Source organism: Pectobacterium odoriferum (genome assembly GCF_009931295.1).
Classification (GTDB): Bacteria; Pseudomonadota; Gammaproteobacteria; order Enterobacterales; family Enterobacteriaceae; genus Pectobacterium; species Pectobacterium odoriferum.
This window is the reverse complement of record NZ_CP034938.1, coordinates 4,396,544-4,412,611: the sequence shown is the minus strand read 5'-3', so window position 1 is coordinate 4,412,611 and position 16,068 is coordinate 4,396,544. Positions and strand designations below refer to the sequence as shown.

The window sequence follows — 16,068 nt, the reverse complement described above, 5'->3', positions numbered from 1 at the left end:
ACCCATCATCAGCACAGCGCGCGTAGCACCTTCGCCAACGTCTTGACCGCTGCTTCCAGTTCATGCGGGGCGTGTGCGGCAAATCCCATGAGAAAGCCTGCTTTATGGTGGCCCGACGCATACAGCGCTGTCAGCCCCAGCAGATCGATCCCTGCCCGGCGTGCAGATTCCACCGCGTCGTGCTCAGGGATGTCACGGATAAAGATACAGGGCATCTGCATGCCTCCGGTTGGCACACGTGGCTTTACGAAGTCAGTAAGGTGCAGGCGCACCAGTCGTGCCAGCGCATCGCGACGTTCCGCGTAAATGGTGCGCATCGTGCGTACATGGGCACCGAAGTGGCCACCTTCGATAAAACGTGCCAGCGTGAGCTGTGGAATAGGCGCACTGTGCCCATCCATCAGCGTGCGGCCCACGGTCATCGGAGCAACCAGTGGTGGCGGGAGTATTATGTAGCCGATGCGCAGGCCTGGAAACAGTGATTTGGTGAAGGTGCCGATGTAGATCGTACGATCGTGGGCGTCGAGCCCCTGCACGCAGGCAGTAGGTTTGCCCGCGTAGTGAAACTCGCTGTCGTAGTCGTCCTCAATAATCCAACTTTGGTGCTGTCGAGCCCATTCGATAACGGCTAGTCTTCGATCTAGCGCCAGCGTCGCACCGGTTGGAAACTGATGTGACGGCGTCAGAAATACAGCTTTGGCGGGCGTATGATAGCCGTTGCTTGCTTCAAGCAGGCGATCGATCTGCAAGCCATCGGCATCTAACGGTATCGGCACGCACGCGAGTCCGGCCGCCTCGAAAGCCTTGCGTGCGCCGTGGTACACGGGATCTTCAAGGAAGATTCGATCGCCAGCATCCATCAGCACATTCGCGCAGAGAGTTAATGCTTGCTGGGAACTGGTCAACACCAACACGCGATCGGCTGTGGCGCGGGCTCCTCGTTCGAGATTGACATAGTCTGCGATGGCGCGTCTCAGCGCTTCCATACCCTGCGGTGGGCTGTGCAGCAGTGCCTGAGTGCCATATTCTTTTAGCACCTGCCGTTCCAACCGTTCCCACGTCTGGAGGGGAAAATTACGTGTTTCCGGCACGCCGGGCGCGAACGCTCGCGGTACGATGAAATCACGTACACCGCCATTCTGGAACATGGCGCTGCCACGTTGGCTGAGGCGCAGTTCTGCTTTGCTATCTCCTGCTTTCCGAGCCTTGCCACGTCCTGACAGACGCTTTGCCCGCTCAGACACGAAACTGCCGCTGCCAACACGACGTTCGATAAATCCTTCTGCATGTAGCTGGCTGTAAGCCGATTCGACCGTATCACGTGAAACGCCGAGTGATGTCGCCAGCGCGCGTGAGGCAGGTAAGGATTTTCCCACGTCGAGAACGCCATCGAGGATTAACTGACGAATAGCTCGCTGGATACGGGCGTGCAGGGGTAAAGCACCGTGTGCGGGATCGCCAATCCAGGCTTTGACCGATTCAAGCTGGGCATGTTTGAACAATTGGTCTGCCTCTTATCAAAAAAATGGTGGGGAACATCCGGCTATTTTAAATCTATAAATACGTTTCACAATCCATTCATCCTCTTCATCAGGAGTTAAGCTGATGCCGATACCTTCCGATACACCCACTCGCCACGACAGCCACGGTCGCTATCCCGAAGCCGCCACGGTTGAGGATTTCCAACTTAATCTGGCGGCGGTAAAGGTGCGCATCGCGGCGGCCTGTCACCGCGTCGGCCGCGATCCTGCCACCGTACGACTGCTGCCTGTCAGCAAAACTAAACCGGAAAGTCGCCTGCGTATGGCCCATACGGCAGGTTGCCGGATATTGGGCGAGAACAAGGTGCAGGAGGCGTACCGCAAATGGGAAGCCATGCAGGACTTAGCCGACTTACAGTGGTCGGTCATTGGTCACCTGCAAACCAACAAGGCTAAGCAGGTGGCGCGCTTCGCTACCGAATTTCAGGCATTGGATAGCCTGCGACTGGCTGAAGCGTTGGATCGCCGCTTACACGTTGAAGGACGTTCGCTGGATGTATTCGTGCAGGTGAATACCTCCGGCGAGGCCAGTAAGTACGGCCTGTCTCCTGAAGACGTACCCGCTTTTATTCAGGCTCTTCCCGCATTCCCTACGCTACGTGTGCGTGGGCTCATGACGCTGGCGTTGTTCTCCTGCGAGGCTGAACGCGTGCGCCAGTGTTTCATCCAACTACGTAACCTACGCGATAGATTGCAGCAAAACGCCCCTGTCGGCATCGGGTTGGATGAATTATCCATGGGGATGTCCGGCGATTTTGAAATAGCCATTGAGGAAGGTGCCACCGTCGTACGCGTTGGTCAGGCCATCTTCGGGGCGCGTCCTCTGCCGGATAGCTACTACTGGCCCGATGAAACCAGCACAGAAGCAAGTCTTTAAAAAAACCATGATTAACGTATTAGGATGATGCCCATGTATGACACCTCTTTGACTCTCACGGATTTTGACCCCGAGTTGGCCGATGCCATCCTGCATGAAGAACACCGTCAGGAAACCCATATTGAACTTATCGCTTCAGAGAACTATGCCAGTCCGCTGGTGATGGCGATCCAGAATTCCGTGTTCACCAACAAATATGCAGAAGGTTACCCCGGCAAGCGCTACTACAGCGGCTGCGAGTATGTAGACGTAGCCGAACGTCTGGCTATTGAGCGAGCTAAAGTGTTGTTTGACTGCGATTATGCCAACGTCCAGCCCCATGCCGGTGCTCAGGCTAATGCTGCCGTGTTTCTGGCATTGACTAACCCGGGTGACACCGTGATGGGTATGAATCTGGCTCAGGGCGGGCATCTGACCCACGGTAACCCATCCAACTTTTCCGGTCGCCACTACAAGATCGTACCTTATGGGCTTGATCCTGAAACAGGGCTTATCGACTACGACGACATGGAACGTATTGCCTTGGAAACCCGGCCAAAAATGCTGATAGGCGGGTTCTCCGCCTATTCACGCCACAAGGACTGGGCGCGGATGCGCGCGATTGCTGACAAGGTGGGCGCGATCTTTTGGGTGGATATGGCGCATGTTGCAGGTTTGGTGGCTGCAGGCGAATACCCGAATCCGCTTCCTCACGCACATGTCGTAACGAGTACCACCCATAAAACCCTGCGTGGCCCGCGTGGTGGGATTATTTTAGCCAAAGGGCAGAGCGAGGATTTCTACAAAAAGCTCAATTCCGCCGTGTTCCCCGGTATTCAGGGCGGCCCGTTGATGCATGTTATCGCTGCTAAAGCGGTAGCCTTCAAGGAGGCATTACGTCCTGAATTCACGGTGTACCAGCGTCAGGTTGTGGCCAATGCCCGGGCAATGGCGCGTATCCTCCAGCAGCGTGGTTACAAGATCGTCTCCGGTGGCACTGACAACCACTTGCTGCTGATCGACCTGTCCGACAAGCCGTATACCGGTAAGGATGCCGATGCTGCGCTGAGCGACGCTTACATCACGGCAAATAAGAATTCGGTGCCTAACGACCCACGTTCGCCTTTTGTTACCTCGGGCCTGCGTATTGGTACGCCAGCTGTGACGACACGCGGTTTTGGTGTCGCGGAGTGTGAGCAACTGGCGGGGTGGCTCTGTGACGTGCTGGATGGGCTTGGCGCGGGTGATGGAGCGTTAACGGAGATACGCGATCGGGTACGCCAGCAAGTGGTGACGTTGTGCCGCCGCTATCCTGTGTACCAATAAGACAATAGGGTTTTAAGACATGGGAGTTTCGCGCACATGGATGTGCCGTATATCTGTGTTATGCGGCGTAGACTCGCTAGTTTTGTTCTTCAGACCTCATCAGGGGATTCGTCAGGGGCGGTGAGCACCACGCGAGCGAGTGCACCGGAACGTTGCGGCCGGTTGCAGAGGAAAAATTTTCCATCGTGCAACTGAGCAATGCGCGTCACGATACTTAGCCCGAGACCGATACCGCCATAGCGGCTATCCATGCGAACGAACGCCTTACTCAATTCACCGACTTTGCTTTCGTCGATCCCCGGCCCTTCATCCTCAACCTGTAGTTCAATATGTTGCAGCGTGCTCAGGCTCACGGTGATCTGGCTGGCTTCCGGGCTATAGCGATAGGCGTTTTCTACCAGATTGCGTAGCAGTAGCTGGAGCAACGTCGCATCGCCGTGCAGAGTGATATCTTCTAGCGGCAATATCCATTTCAGCGTCTGCTGACGTTTTTGCAGCATCTCTGTCAGTTCATCCTGCATAGGAAAAATGACGTCTTTCAGGAGTGCGACATTTTGCTGATGGCCCGCTGAAAACTCTTGCCCGACACGTGCAAGCAGCAAAAGTTGTTCCACTGTTTTCACCATCTTATCAATGCGTTTGATGAGCGAACTACAGTCAATCTGATGTTGTTGCTGGTGCAGTTCGAGGTGTAGTCGAATACCGGATAGTGGAGTTCGTAATTCATGAGCGACATCCGCAGTAAACTGCCTGTCGCGTTTCAACGTTTCGTCCAGGCGCTGAAAAAGCTGGTTGATGGTATGCGTGACCGCCGCAACCTCTTTTATGTCACTCTGTTGTGGCAGCGGTTCCAGGTTTTCGGCTGTGCGATCCTGTAATTCTTCCTGTAGGCGAGAAAGTGGACGCGTGATCCAACTGACTGCCTGAAAGCACATAAGCAATGTCAGAATGACCATGACCAGACTTGGAATACTGAGCGAGGCAATCGCCTCATTGATCTCTTGATCGATCTGCATATTCTGGGCGCTGGCGCTCAGGGACTTATCAACCAGTAGACTGATCTGTTCTTCGCTTTCGTGCCAAAGCCAGAATACGCTGATCATCTGACAGACAAGCAGGATGCCGCCCAGTGCCAGCACCAAACGACGGCGCATGCTGGTGACGGTGTCGGCATCGCTCTTCATGGTTGTTCACCTTTAGTCAGCAGATAGCCAAAGCCTCGCAGGGTTCGGATGCGGTCTTTCCCTATCTTGTGACGCAGATTGTGGATATGCACTTCCAGCGAGTTGGAAGAGGGGTCATCGTTCCAGGCATAAATATCCTGATGCAGAACCTCACGATGTACCTGAGAGCCGGCTTTCAGCACCAGGCGGGACAGTATCGCAAACTCTTTCGGCGTCAGCACCACTGGCTTGTCATCCAGCAACACCTGTTGATTGTTTAAATCCAGCGTAATGTTGTCGACCTGTATTTTGCTGTTGCTTGAACCCTGATTGCGGCGAATCAGCGCGCGTACGCGCGCCTGTAATTCCGTCAGAGCGAAAGGCTTGGCAAGGTAATCGTCTGCGCCGACATCCAGCCCGCTGACGCGGTCGTTTACCTTATCCCGTGCGGTTAAGATGAGTACGGGATGCTGGTAATGATTTTTACGCCAGCGTGACAGCAAGGTGAGTCCATCTTCATCTGGTAGGCCAAGATCGAGAATAACGAGACTGTAATGTGCGCTGCTGATGAGCGCGTCCGCTTCTTTGGCCGTGCCTGCGCAATCGCAGGCATAACCTTCATGACTCAACGCCAATAATAATCCTTCCTGCAACAGCTTATCGTCTTCAACAATCAATAATTTCATGTTGCCTTATCCCTGCACGGCTGAAGGATATCAAGCTGAGGCTGATATTCTTTCGTGGCGATAGTAAACATCCCCAGTATGGTATGGAAAAGATTATCTTGCGAGTAATCCAGCTGTTTCGCGTTCTGGCGCAGGCAGGTGTCCTGAATGGCGTGTTGTTGCTGATAACCCGTTGATAACCACATCAACATCGGCACATGCGTTTGCTGCTTCGGCGCAATAGAGTAGGGCATGCTATGCAGGTAGATGCCGTTTTCCCCTAACGATTCGCCGTGGTCAGACAGGTAAACCAGTGACGTATTAAATTTATCCTGATGCTGTTTTAGTAAATTGATCGTTTTATCCAGAACAAAATCGACATACAGGATCGTGTTGTCATACGTATTGGTCAGCGCTTCCTGCGTACAAGTTTGAATCTGATTGGTATCACACGTTGGGGTAAATTTCTTAAAGGCGTCAGGATAGCGCTGGTAATAGCTCGGGCCGTGGCTGCCTATCGTATGTAATACGATAATGCCGTCGTTATCGAGCTTATTAATATAGTCTTCGACGCCGTGGAATAACGCTTCATCGTGGCATTCGCCGTTGGTGCATAGTCCCGGCAGTTTCAGCGATGTCACATCAACCGTTGGCACACGTGTACAGGCATCTTTGCAGCCGCCATCATTTTCCTGCCAGAGCACGTTAACTTTTGCCCGCTGTAATATATCCAGCAACCCTTCCTGATGGCTGGCTAAGTCACCATTAAAGCTTTGGCGCGGCATGTTGGAAAACATGCAGGGAACGGAAACGCCTGTTGAGGTGCCGCACGATGAGGTGTTTTCAAAGTAGATAACGTTGTCTTTCGCCAGCAGCGGATTGGTCTCTTTCCCGTAGCCACCCAACGAAAAATTTTGCGCCCGCGAGGTTTCGCCTACGACCAGAATAACCAGGTTCTTTTTTGCCGTCGGGGACGATGACGGTACTTTATGGGCGTCCAGACCAATTTGCTCCAGAGGTAAATTAGCCAGAGCACTGTGTTTATGGTAGGACAAGCTGGCCGCTACAATATTGCTGGGCGTAACCGCTTTGACCAACTCTTTGTTATTACGCATGAACGAGGCGTAATCTTTATAAAAGAATGCCGCGACAGATAAAATGGCAAATAGCGAAATAATGACGCTGAGAAAGCGCATGCCAATATAGACAGTTGTCGGCTTGGCGGGCTTTATTTTTATCCATATGGCGAGCGCTGCGGGAATGACGCCAATAAAGAATACCCAAGCGATAAGCTGCGGCGTAAGCAGTGAAAAGGACTCGCTGGCTGTCGTCTCCAGGATATTCTGGATCATGGTCCGGTCAATGATGATGCCGTAGTTCAGCATAAAGTATTGCGCGGCGGCGCCGGACAGCAGGAAGAAAACAATGACGGCCTTACGCAGATAAGGTACTGCCAGCAGTGTGAAAATAATATTCAGCACCGCGAAAATCACAACGGGCATGCTGAGAAAGAAAGGAATACTGATCCAGTCTGTCATATCCAGCAGTTGCAGCGTCTGACGATAGTAGGCGATGTTTTGGACCAGAGTAATAAAGGCAGAAAATACCAGCACGAACGTAATGCTGTTCAGGTGTGGTCTGCCCATCGGTATTGGATTTTTCATACACGTCTCTCGTGATTTCCATTATGGAGAGGAAAGAAGACGCTGACTCTAGCGGGGTTAAATTAATACAACCTTAAGAGGTAGCCCGTTAAATTCAGGGACGCGAGTGTGGACATTTGCTAGACTATGCCCCTTGTCAATACAAAATAAATGGACCCGTCATACTTCAAGCTGCTTGTGCGTTGGCCGCCCTTACTCGCCCCAGTCACTTACTTGGTAAGCTCCTGGAGATTTGCGCGGTTGCCGCCTTCACGCAACTCGAATTATTTAGGGGATAATGACGTTGAGGGTGGTGTCTGCCATGTCTAATTCGCTTGTATCTGGCGAATCTTATGAGCTTGATTTGCTGGATGAACGTCCTTTCAGTCAAACGGACTATGAGATCCTGAAATCGTATGAAGCGGTGGTTGATGGCTTGGCCATGTTGATTGGCGAGCATTGTGAGATTGTGTTGCACTCGCTTGAGGATCTTAAATGTTCCGCCGTGCGTATTGCGAATGGGGAACATACTGGTAGGAAGATTGGCTCGCCGATTACAGATCTTGCATTGCGCATGCTGCATGACATGGCCGGTGAAGATAGCAGCGTGTCGAAAGCCTATTTTACCCGTGCAAAAAGCGGCGTGTTGATGAAGTCAGTGACGATTGCGATCCGTAATCGCGATCAGCGCGTGATCGGGCTGCTGTGTATCAACATGAATCTGGATGTGCCTTTCTCCCAGATCGTGCAGACCTTTATTCCACCTGAAACGCATGATGCCGCCTCTTCTGTTAACTTTGCGTCATCCGTTGATGACCTCGTGGCACAAACGCTGGAATTCTCTATTGAGGAGGTCAATGCGGATCGCAACGTCTCCAATAATGCGAAAAATCGCCAGATCGTCCTAAGCCTGTATGAGAAAGGCATCTTTGATATTAAAGACGCCATCAACCAGGTCGCCGAACGCCTCAATATCTCCAAACACACTGTCTATCTTTATATTCGTCAATTCAAAAGCGGCGACTTCAGCGGGCACGAACGTTAATGCTGAGTTACTGCTTGCTGGTGACCGGCCCGGCTTATGGCACACAGCAAGCGAGCAGCGCGTTGCAGTTTGCACAGGCGCTGTTGGCTGAAGGGCACAGACTGAAAAGTGTGTTCTTCTATCGTGAGGGCGTGTTGAATGCCAACCAGCTAACGTCCCCCGCTAATGATGAGTTTGATCTTGTTCGCGCCTGGCAGCAGTTGGGTGAAACGCATCAGGTAGCGCTGAATGTCTGCGTTGCCGCGGCGCTGCGACGGGGTGTGACCGACGCGCAGCAAGCCACTCAGCTCAACCTTGCTGGCGCGAATCTGCAACCCGGATTTGTTCTGAGCGGGTTGGGGGAGCTGGCACAATCGGTGCTGACCTGCGATCGGGTTATTCAGTTTTAAGGTAGCGTTATGAAGCGAGTTGCATTTGTTTTTACGCATGCTCCACATGGGAGTGCTTCTGGGCGGGAAGGGCTGGATGCGCTATTGGCGATGTCAGCACTGACGGAAGAAATTGGCGTATTTTTTGTTGGTGATGGCGTACTGCAACTGCTGCCACATCAACAGCCGGAAAAGATTTTGATGCGTAATTACATCGCAACGTTTGGTGTGCTGCCCTTGTACGATATCGAAGCTTGTTATCTGTGCGAGACTTCTGTGCGCCAGCGTGGATTGAGTATAGAAACAGACTGGGTTTTGGATGTAGAGCTATTAGCGCCGCAAGCATGGCGTAGTAAGTTGGCCGATTATCATTCCATCCTTTCATTCTAGCGACGGATTTCTCCTTTTATATGCTGCATACGCTCTCACGTTCTCCTTATCACGTTGACCTGGATGCACTTCTGCTCACTTTGGGTCAGGGTGATGCGTTGGTCTTATTGCAAGACGGTGTTATCGCTGCGCTAGCTGGTGGAGATATTATTCAGCGTCTCCTTGATTCAGCGGTTCTTCTCTACGCGCTCCGGCCTGATACGGCGGCAAGAGGAATGACTGAACAAATTTCAAACAATGTGACGCTCATTGACTATAATCAGTTTGTTCAACTGACAGTGGAACACCCGCAGCAACTCGCGTGGTAACGCCGAATTTTTGTATATTTCTTGACTCCTTCCACTGCCAGCCCTAAAATTCTGCGTCCTCATACTTTGCCTTGCGCAAACATGAGGCGATTTATTACGTGTTTACGAAGCAAAACCCAGGAGCTTTTTGAATGGCAACGATTAACCAGCTGGTACGCAAACCACGCTCCCTGAAGGCTGCTAAAAGCAACGTTCCGGCGCTGGAAGCATGCCCGCAGAAACGTGGCGTATGTACCCGTGTATATACTACCACCCCTAAAAAACCGAACTCCGCACTGCGTAAAGTATGTCGTGTTCGTTTAACTAACGGTTTTGAAGTTACCTCCTATATTGGTGGTGAAGGTCATAACCTGCAGGAGCACTCCGTGATCCTGATCCGTGGCGGTCGTGTTAAAGACCTGCCAGGTGTGCGTTACCACACCGTTCGTGGCGCGCTGGACTGCTCAGGTGTTAAAGACCGTAAGCAATCCCGTTCCAAATACGGCGTGAAGAAGCCAAAGGCTTAATGGTTCTCCGTTAAGTAAGGCCAAACGTTTTAACTTAAATGTCAAACTAAACTCGTAGAGTTTTGGACAATCCTGAATTAACAACGGAGTATTTCCATGCCACGTCGTCGCGTCATTGGTCAACGTAAAATTCTGCCGGATCCTAAGTTCGGATCAGAACTGCTGGCCAAATTTGTAAACATCCTGATGGTAGATGGTAAAAAATCTACTGCTGAAGCAATCGTCTATACCGCGCTGGAGACCCTGGCTCAGCGTTCTGGTAAAGATCATCTGGAAGCTTTTGAAGTAGCTCTGGACAACGTTCGCCCGACTGTCGAAGTTAAGTCGCGCCGCGTTGGTGGTTCTACTTATCAGGTACCAGTAGAAGTCCGTCCGGTTCGTCGTAATGCGTTGGCAATGCGTTGGATCGTAGAAGCTGCTCGTAAACGCGGTGATAAATCTATGGCTCTGCGCCTGGCGAACGAACTTTCTGATGCAGCAGAGAACAAAGGTACTGCTGTTAAGAAACGTGAAGACGTTCACCGTATGGCCGAAGCTAACAAGGCGTTCGCTCACTACCGTTGGTAATCCCTTCGTTGTAGTCATGCTAACCAAGCGGGCGCTAAAAATAGCCAACCCGCTTGGGTTAACTAAATTGAACGCCCTAGTAAATAGAGGATACAAATGGCTCGTACAACACCCATCGCACGCTACCGTAACATCGGTATCAGTGCGCACATCGACGCCGGTAAAACCACTACTACCGAACGTATTCTGTTCTACACTGGTGTAAACCATAAAATCGGTGAAGTTCATGACGGCGCAGCTACTATGGACTGGATGGAGCAGGAGCAGGAGCGTGGTATTACTATCACCTCCGCAGCGACTACTGCATTCTGGTCTGGTATGGCTAAGCAGTATGAACCGCATCGCGTAAACATCATCGACACCCCGGGACACGTTGACTTCACTATCGAAGTAGAACGTTCCATGCGTGTACTGGATGGTGCGGTAATGGTTTACTGCGCAGTTGGTGGTGTTCAGCCGCAGTCTGAAACCGTATGGCGTCAGGCAAACAAATATAAAGTTCCACGCATTGCGTTCGTTAACAAAATGGACCGCATGGGTGCGAATTTCCTGAAAGTTGTTGGTCAGATCAAATCCCGTCTGGGCGCGAACCCTGTTCCGCTGCAACTGGCAATTGGTGCTGAAGAGGATTTCACTGGTGTTGTTGACCTGGTGAAAATGAAAGCCATCAACTGGAACGATGCCGATCAGGGCGTGACCTTCGAATACGAAGAGATCCCAGCTGATTTGCAGGATCTGGCTGAAGAATGGCACCAAAACCTGATCGAATCCGCAGCAGAAGCTTCTGAAGAGCTGATGGAGAAATACCTGGGTGGTGAAGAACTGACTGAAGAAGAGATCAAAAAAGCTCTGCGTCAGCGCGTTCTGAACAACGAAATCATCTTGGTAACCTGTGGTTCTGCATTTAAGAACAAAGGTGTTCAGGCGATGCTGGATGCGGTAGTTGATTACCTGCCATCCCCAGTTGATGTACCTGCAATCAATGGTCTTTTGGATGACGGTAAAGACACGCCGGCTGAGCGTCACGCAAGTGATGACGAGCCGTTTGCTGCATTGGCATTCAAAATTGCTACCGACCCGTTTGTTGGTAACCTGACGTTCTTCCGCGTGTACTCTGGTGTGGTTAACTCCGGTGATACCGTACTGAACCCAGTTAAATCAGCACGTGAGCGTTTTGGTCGTATCGTTCAGATGCACGCTAACAAGCGTGAAGAGATCAAAGAAGTTCGTGCGGGCGATATCGCTGCTGCTATCGGTCTGAAAGATGTAACGACGGGTGACACTCTGTGTGATCCAGACAACGTCATCATTTTGGAACGTATGGAATTCCCAGAGCCGGTAATCTCCATCGCGGTAGAACCGAAAACCAAAGCTGACCAGGAAAAAATGGGTCTGGCATTGGGTCGTCTGGCTAAAGAAGACCCGTCTTTCCGCGTATGGACTGACGAAGAATCTAACCAGACTATCATCGCTGGTATGGGTGAATTGCACCTCGATATCATCGTTGACCGTATGAAGCGTGAATTCAACGTTGAAGCGAACGTGGGTAAACCACAGGTTGCTTATCGTGAAGCGATTCGTGCGAAAGTTACCGATATCGAAGGTAAACACGCCAAGCAGTCTGGTGGTCGTGGTCAGTATGGTCATGTTGTTATCGACATGTACCCACTGGAGCCGGGCTCAAATCCGAAAGGTTACGAGTTCATCAACGACATCAAAGGTGGTGTAATTCCTGGTGAATACATCCCTGCTGTTGATAAAGGCATCCAGGAACAGCTGAAAGCTGGTCCGCTGGCTGGTTACCCAGTGGTTGATCTCGGTGTGCGTCTGCACTTCGGTTCTTTCCATGACGTTGACTCCTCTGAATTGGCGTTTAAACTGGCTGCTTCTCTTGCCTTTAAAGATGGCTTTAAGAAAGCAAAACCTGTTCTGCTTGAGCCGATCATGAAGGTTGAAGTTGAAACGCCAGAAGAGAACACAGGTGACGTCATCGGTGACCTTAGCCGTCGTCGTGGTATGCTGCGTGGTCAGGAATCCAACGTTACTGGCGTTGTGATTCACGCTGAAGTTCCGTTGTCTGAAATGTTCGGATACGCCACTCAACTGCGTTCTCTGACCAAAGGTCGTGCTTCTTACTCCATGGAGTTCCTGAAGTACGATGATGCGCCTAACAACGTTGCTCAGGCCGTAATTGAAGCCCGTGGTAAATAAGCCTCAGGGTTAAAACAAAATCCCGTGCTCTCTCCATAGGGGAGAGCATTTGAGTAAGGAATATCGCCGTGTCTAAAGAAAAATTTGAACGTACAAAACCCCACGTTAACGTCGGTACTATCGGCCACGTTGACCATGGTAAAACTACTCTGACCGCTGCAATCACTACCGTTCTGGCTAAAACCTACGGTGGTAGCGCACGTGCATTCGACCAGATCGATAACGCACCAGAAGAAAAAGCACGTGGTATCACCATCAACACGTCCCACGTTGAATACGATACTCCGTCTCGCCACTACGCGCACGTTGACTGCCCGGGACACGCCGACTATGTGAAAAACATGATCACCGGTGCTGCCCAGATGGACGGCGCGATCCTGGTTGTTGCTGCGACTGACGGCCCAATGCCTCAGACCCGTGAGCACATCCTGCTGGGTCGTCAGGTTGGCGTTCCTTTCATCATCGTGTTCCTGAACAAATGTGACATGGTTGATGACGAAGAGCTGCTGGAACTGGTTGAGATGGAAGTGCGTGAGCTGCTGTCTCAGTACGACTTCCCAGGCGACGACACCCCAGTGGTTCGTGGTTCTGCTCTGAAAGCGCTGGAAGGCGAAGCTGAGTGGGAAGCAAAAATCATCGAACTGGCAGAGCACCTGGATTCTTATATCCCAGAGCCAGAGCGTGCCATTGACAAGCCGTTCCTGCTGCCAATCGAAGACGTATTCTCCATCTCCGGTCGTGGTACCGTTGTTACCGGTCGTGTAGAGCGCGGTATCGTTAAAGTTGGTGAAGAAGTTGAAATCGTTGGTATCAAAGATACCGCGAAATCTACCTGTACCGGCGTAGAAATGTTCCGCAAACTGCTGGACGAAGGTCGTGCAGGCGAGAACGTTGGTGTTCTGCTGCGTGGTATCAAGCGTGAAGAAATCGAGCGTGGTCAGGTACTGGCTAAGCCGGGTTCAATCAAGCCGCACACTCAGTTCGAATCCGAAGTGTATATCCTGAGCAAAGATGAAGGCGGCCGTCATACTCCGTTCTTCAAAGGCTACCGTCCTCAGTTCTACTTCCGTACGACTGACGTAACGGGCACCATCGAACTGCCAGAAGGCGTAGAGATGGTAATGCCGGGCGACAACATCAAAATGGTTGTTACCCTGATCCACCCAATCGCGATGGATGACGGTTTGCGTTTCGCAATCCGTGAAGGCGGCCGTACAGTAGGCGCGGGCGTTGTTGCTAAAGTTATCGCTTAATCGCTGATAAACTTAATGCATGAAAAAGGCACTTCGGTGCCTTTTTTTACGTCCGAATGATTAAATGGAAATTGAAATAAAAATAATTCTTATTTAGAATAACTCAGTTGGTTAAAAAATCGCTAGGAGCGGTTTCAAATGCTGGTTGTAGTGTCCTGAAAGGTAGTGCGAAAGACACTCGCAATAACAATGAGTCGTTCTGATATGTATGTTTGTTTGTGCAACGCGATTTCTGACAAAGTCATTCGTAATGCTGTTCGTCAGCACCAGCCTCAGTCTATGCAACAATTACGCAAACTCGTTCCTATCGGGACGGATTGCGGTAAGTGTATTCGTCAGGCGCGTGTCATTTTTGAGGAAGAGCAGGCTAAAATTCCTGATATGTATGAAGTAGCATAAAATGTAGGGTTGTTTTTTTGACTCTCTGCTTACCGGTTCTACACTTTAAGAACTGGAGCGGAGGAGCATGTCATGAAAGGCGATAAAAAAGTCATCACACACCTGAATAAGTTATTGGGCAACGAGCTGGTAGCCATTAACCAATATTTTCTTCATGCCCGAATGTTTAAAAACTGGGGCTTAACCCGTCTTAACGATCACGAATATCATGAGTCTATTGACGAAATGAAACATGCTGATCGCTACATCGAACGAATCCTGTTTCTCGAAGGCATCCCTAATCTACAGGATTTGGGTAAGTTAAACATTGGCGAGGATGTCGAGGAGATTTTACGTTCTGATCTTCAACTTGAATTGGATGGCGCAAAGAGTTTGCGTGAGGCAATTGCCTATGCTGATTCGGTGCATGACTACGTCAGCAGAGATTTAATGATAGAAATTCTTGCTGATGAAGAAGGGCACATCGACTGGTTGGAAACGGAATTAGATTTGATTTCGCGTCTTGGTATACAAAACTATCTTCAAGCTCAGCTAAAAGCTGAGTAACTGATTATCGTAGCCTGCTATGTAATTTATGCCCCAATCCGGCCGGACTCCACACATTGCTCCGGCCGCGTTAAAATCATTTCATCCTGCTTGTTGCTTCCCCAGCCAATTTGCGTATAATGCGCGAGCTTACCGAAACTAGGTAAGCCTGATTCAATCCGAATCAGGCGGCCAATATTCATTTATTGGCCAAAACAATACTCCCGATATGGGGGTTATGTGCTGACGATTACACTCCCCCATCAATCGAAATGGGTGTGAGGAGTAATCATTTACGTTTATAAATAATTGGAGCTCTGGTCTCATGCAGAACCAAAGAATCCGTATCCGCCTGAAAGCGTTTGATCATCGTCTGATTGATCAATCAACTGCGGAAATCGTCGAGACTGCTAAGCGCACTGGTGCGCAAGTACGTGGTCCGATCCCGCTGCCGACCCGCAAAGAGCGCTTTACCGTTCTGATTTCTCCGCACGTCAATAAAGATGCGCGCGATCAGTACGAGATTCGCACTCACAAGCGTCTGGTTGACATCGTTGAGCCAACCGAGAAAACCGTTGATGCTCTGATGCGTCTGGATCTGGCTGCTGGTGTAGACGTGCAGATCAGCCTGGGTTAATCAGGTCATTGAGCGATTGAGAGGTTGAAACAATGATTGGTTTAGTCGGTAAAAAAGTGGGCATGACCCGTATCTTCACTGAAGATGGCGTATCTATCCCCGTAACCGTTATCGAAATTGAAGCAAACCGCGTAACTCAGGTTAAAGACCTGGCTAACGACGGTTACCGCGCTGTGCAAGTAACTACTGGTGCTAAAAAAGCAAACCGTGTTACCAAGCCAGAAGCAGGTCACTTTGCTAAAGCTGGCGTAGAAGCTGGCCGTACTCTGCGTGAATTCCGTCTCTCTGAAGGCGAAGAGTTCACTGTAGGTCAGAGCATCAGTGTCGAAATTTTCGCAGACGTTAAAAAAGTAGACGTTACTGGTACATCTAAAGGTAAAGGTTTTGCTGGCACAGTTAAGCGCTGGAATTTCCGTACTCAGGATGCTACTCACGGTAACTCCTTGTCCCACCGCGTTCCGGGTTCTATCGGTCAGAACCAGACTCCGGGCAAAGTGTTCAAAGGCAAGAAAATGGCAGGCCAACTGGGTAACGAACGTGTAACCGTTCAGAGCCTGGACGTAGTGCGTGTTGACGCTGAGCGCAACCTGCTGCTGGTTAAAGGTGCTGTTCCGGGAGCTACCGGTAGCGACCTGATCGTTAAACCAGCTGTGAAGGCGTGAGGA

18 protein-coding genes are annotated in these 16,068 nt (G+C 50.8%); 14 read left to right on the top strand and 4 right to left on the bottom strand.

All coding sequences use genetic code 11. From position 1 onward, the window contains the following. Window positions 1-8 precede the first annotated feature (8 nt). Window positions 9-1,502 (bottom strand): MocR-like pyridoxine biosynthesis transcription factor PdxR, encoded by a 1,494-nt coding sequence (gene pdxR, locus EO763_RS19945; protein WP_161529974.1) that lies wholly within the window; start codon window positions 1,500-1,502, stop codon window positions 9-11. Between the two features lie 103 nt (window positions 1,503-1,605). On the opposite strand from pdxR, the gene EO763_RS19940 reads away from it, so the two are divergent. After that, window positions 1,606-2,418, top strand: a complete 813-nt coding sequence (locus EO763_RS19940; RefSeq protein WP_161529973.1) for a YggS family pyridoxal phosphate-dependent enzyme — start codon at window positions 1,606-1,608, stop codon at window positions 2,416-2,418. Between the two features lie 33 nt (window positions 2,419-2,451). Then, entirely contained in the window at window positions 2,452-3,723 is a 1,272-nt protein-coding gene (gene glyA, locus EO763_RS19935) for a serine hydroxymethyltransferase (protein WP_161529972.1), read from the top strand. An 89-nt stretch (window positions 3,724-3,812) separates the two neighbouring features. On the opposite strand, the gene pmrB is transcribed toward glyA, so the two are convergent. Genes pmrB through eptA form a run of 3 tightly spaced genes read right to left on the bottom strand, consistent with a single transcriptional unit; the run spans window position 3,813 to window position 7,215 of the window. Beyond that, the gene (gene pmrB, locus EO763_RS19930; RefSeq protein ID WP_161529971.1) at window positions 3,813-4,907 is read right to left on the bottom strand and encodes a two-component system sensor histidine kinase PmrB; all 1,095 of its coding nucleotides are present in this window, start codon (window positions 4,905-4,907) and stop codon (window positions 3,813-3,815) included. Then, window positions 4,904-5,572, bottom strand: coding sequence for a two-component system response regulator PmrA (pmrA, locus tag EO763_RS19925; RefSeq protein ID WP_010296993.1), 669 nt, complete (start codon window positions 5,570-5,572; stop codon window positions 4,904-4,906). Before pmrA ends, pmrB begins: the two co-directional genes overlap by 4 nt. Then, complete coding sequence (gene eptA / locus EO763_RS19920) at window positions 5,569-7,215, bottom strand: phosphoethanolamine transferase EptA (RefSeq protein WP_161529970.1); 1,647 nt, start codon at window positions 7,213-7,215, stop codon at window positions 5,569-5,571. Before eptA ends, pmrA begins: the two co-directional genes overlap by 4 nt. A gap of 301 nt (window positions 7,216-7,516) precedes the next feature. On the opposite strand from eptA, the gene EO763_RS19915 reads away from it, so the two are divergent. The 12 genes from EO763_RS19915 to rplC all read left to right on the top strand — a co-directional run bounded on the left by EO763_RS19915 (window position 7,517) and on the right by rplC (window position 16,065). Continuing rightward, complete coding sequence (locus EO763_RS19915; protein WP_010296984.1) at window positions 7,517-8,239, top strand: helix-turn-helix transcriptional regulator; 723 nt, start codon at window positions 7,517-7,519, stop codon at window positions 8,237-8,239. Next, window positions 8,239-8,628, top strand: coding sequence for a sulfurtransferase complex subunit TusD (tusD, locus tag EO763_RS19910; protein ID WP_010277471.1), 390 nt, complete (start codon window positions 8,239-8,241; stop codon window positions 8,626-8,628). Before EO763_RS19915 ends, tusD begins: the two co-directional genes overlap by 1 nt. A 9-nt stretch (window positions 8,629-8,637) precedes the next feature. Next, window positions 8,638-8,997, top strand: a complete 360-nt coding sequence (gene tusC, locus EO763_RS19905; protein WP_039492193.1) for a sulfurtransferase complex subunit TusC — start codon at window positions 8,638-8,640, stop codon at window positions 8,995-8,997. 20 nt (window positions 8,998-9,017) lie between these two features. After that, window positions 9,018-9,305: a sulfurtransferase complex subunit TusB gene (gene tusB, locus EO763_RS19900; protein WP_039492196.1), complete on the top strand. Its 288-nt coding sequence runs from the start codon at window positions 9,018-9,020 to the stop codon at window positions 9,303-9,305. Window positions 9,306-9,436: 131 nt separating this feature from the next. Continuing rightward, a complete protein-coding gene (rpsL, locus tag EO763_RS19895) occupies window positions 9,437-9,811 on the top strand; it encodes a 30S ribosomal protein S12 (protein ID WP_005969567.1) in 375 nt (124 codons plus the stop codon). Window positions 9,812-9,907: 96 nt separating this feature from the next. Beyond that, window positions 9,908-10,378: a 30S ribosomal protein S7 gene (rpsG, locus tag EO763_RS19890; protein WP_009111198.1), complete on the top strand. Its 471-nt coding sequence runs from the start codon at window positions 9,908-9,910 to the stop codon at window positions 10,376-10,378. Window positions 10,379-10,474: 96 nt separating this feature from the next. Continuing rightward, complete coding sequence (fusA, locus tag EO763_RS19885; RefSeq protein WP_039492198.1) at window positions 10,475-12,589, top strand: elongation factor G; 2,115 nt, start codon at window positions 10,475-10,477, stop codon at window positions 12,587-12,589. 68 nt (window positions 12,590-12,657) lie between these two features. After that, complete coding sequence (gene tuf / locus EO763_RS19880) at window positions 12,658-13,842, top strand: elongation factor Tu (protein WP_010277443.1); 1,185 nt, start codon at window positions 12,658-12,660, stop codon at window positions 13,840-13,842. A gap of 204 nt (window positions 13,843-14,046) precedes the next feature. Then, entirely contained in the window at window positions 14,047-14,241 is a 195-nt protein-coding gene (gene bfd, locus EO763_RS19875; protein ID WP_005970281.1) for a bacterioferritin-associated ferredoxin, read from the top strand. Window positions 14,242-14,313: 72 nt separating this feature from the next. Further along, window positions 14,314-14,787: a bacterioferritin gene (bfr, locus tag EO763_RS19870; protein WP_010304949.1), complete on the top strand. Its 474-nt coding sequence runs from the start codon at window positions 14,314-14,316 to the stop codon at window positions 14,785-14,787. Between the two features lie 304 nt (window positions 14,788-15,091). Further along, entirely contained in the window at window positions 15,092-15,403 is a 312-nt protein-coding gene (gene rpsJ / locus EO763_RS19865; RefSeq protein WP_001181005.1) for a 30S ribosomal protein S10, read from the top strand. 32 nt (window positions 15,404-15,435) lie between these two features. Then, complete coding sequence (gene rplC, locus EO763_RS19860; RefSeq protein ID WP_010304941.1) at window positions 15,436-16,065, top strand: 50S ribosomal protein L3; 630 nt, start codon at window positions 15,436-15,438, stop codon at window positions 16,063-16,065. Window positions 16,066-16,068 lie beyond the last annotated feature (3 nt).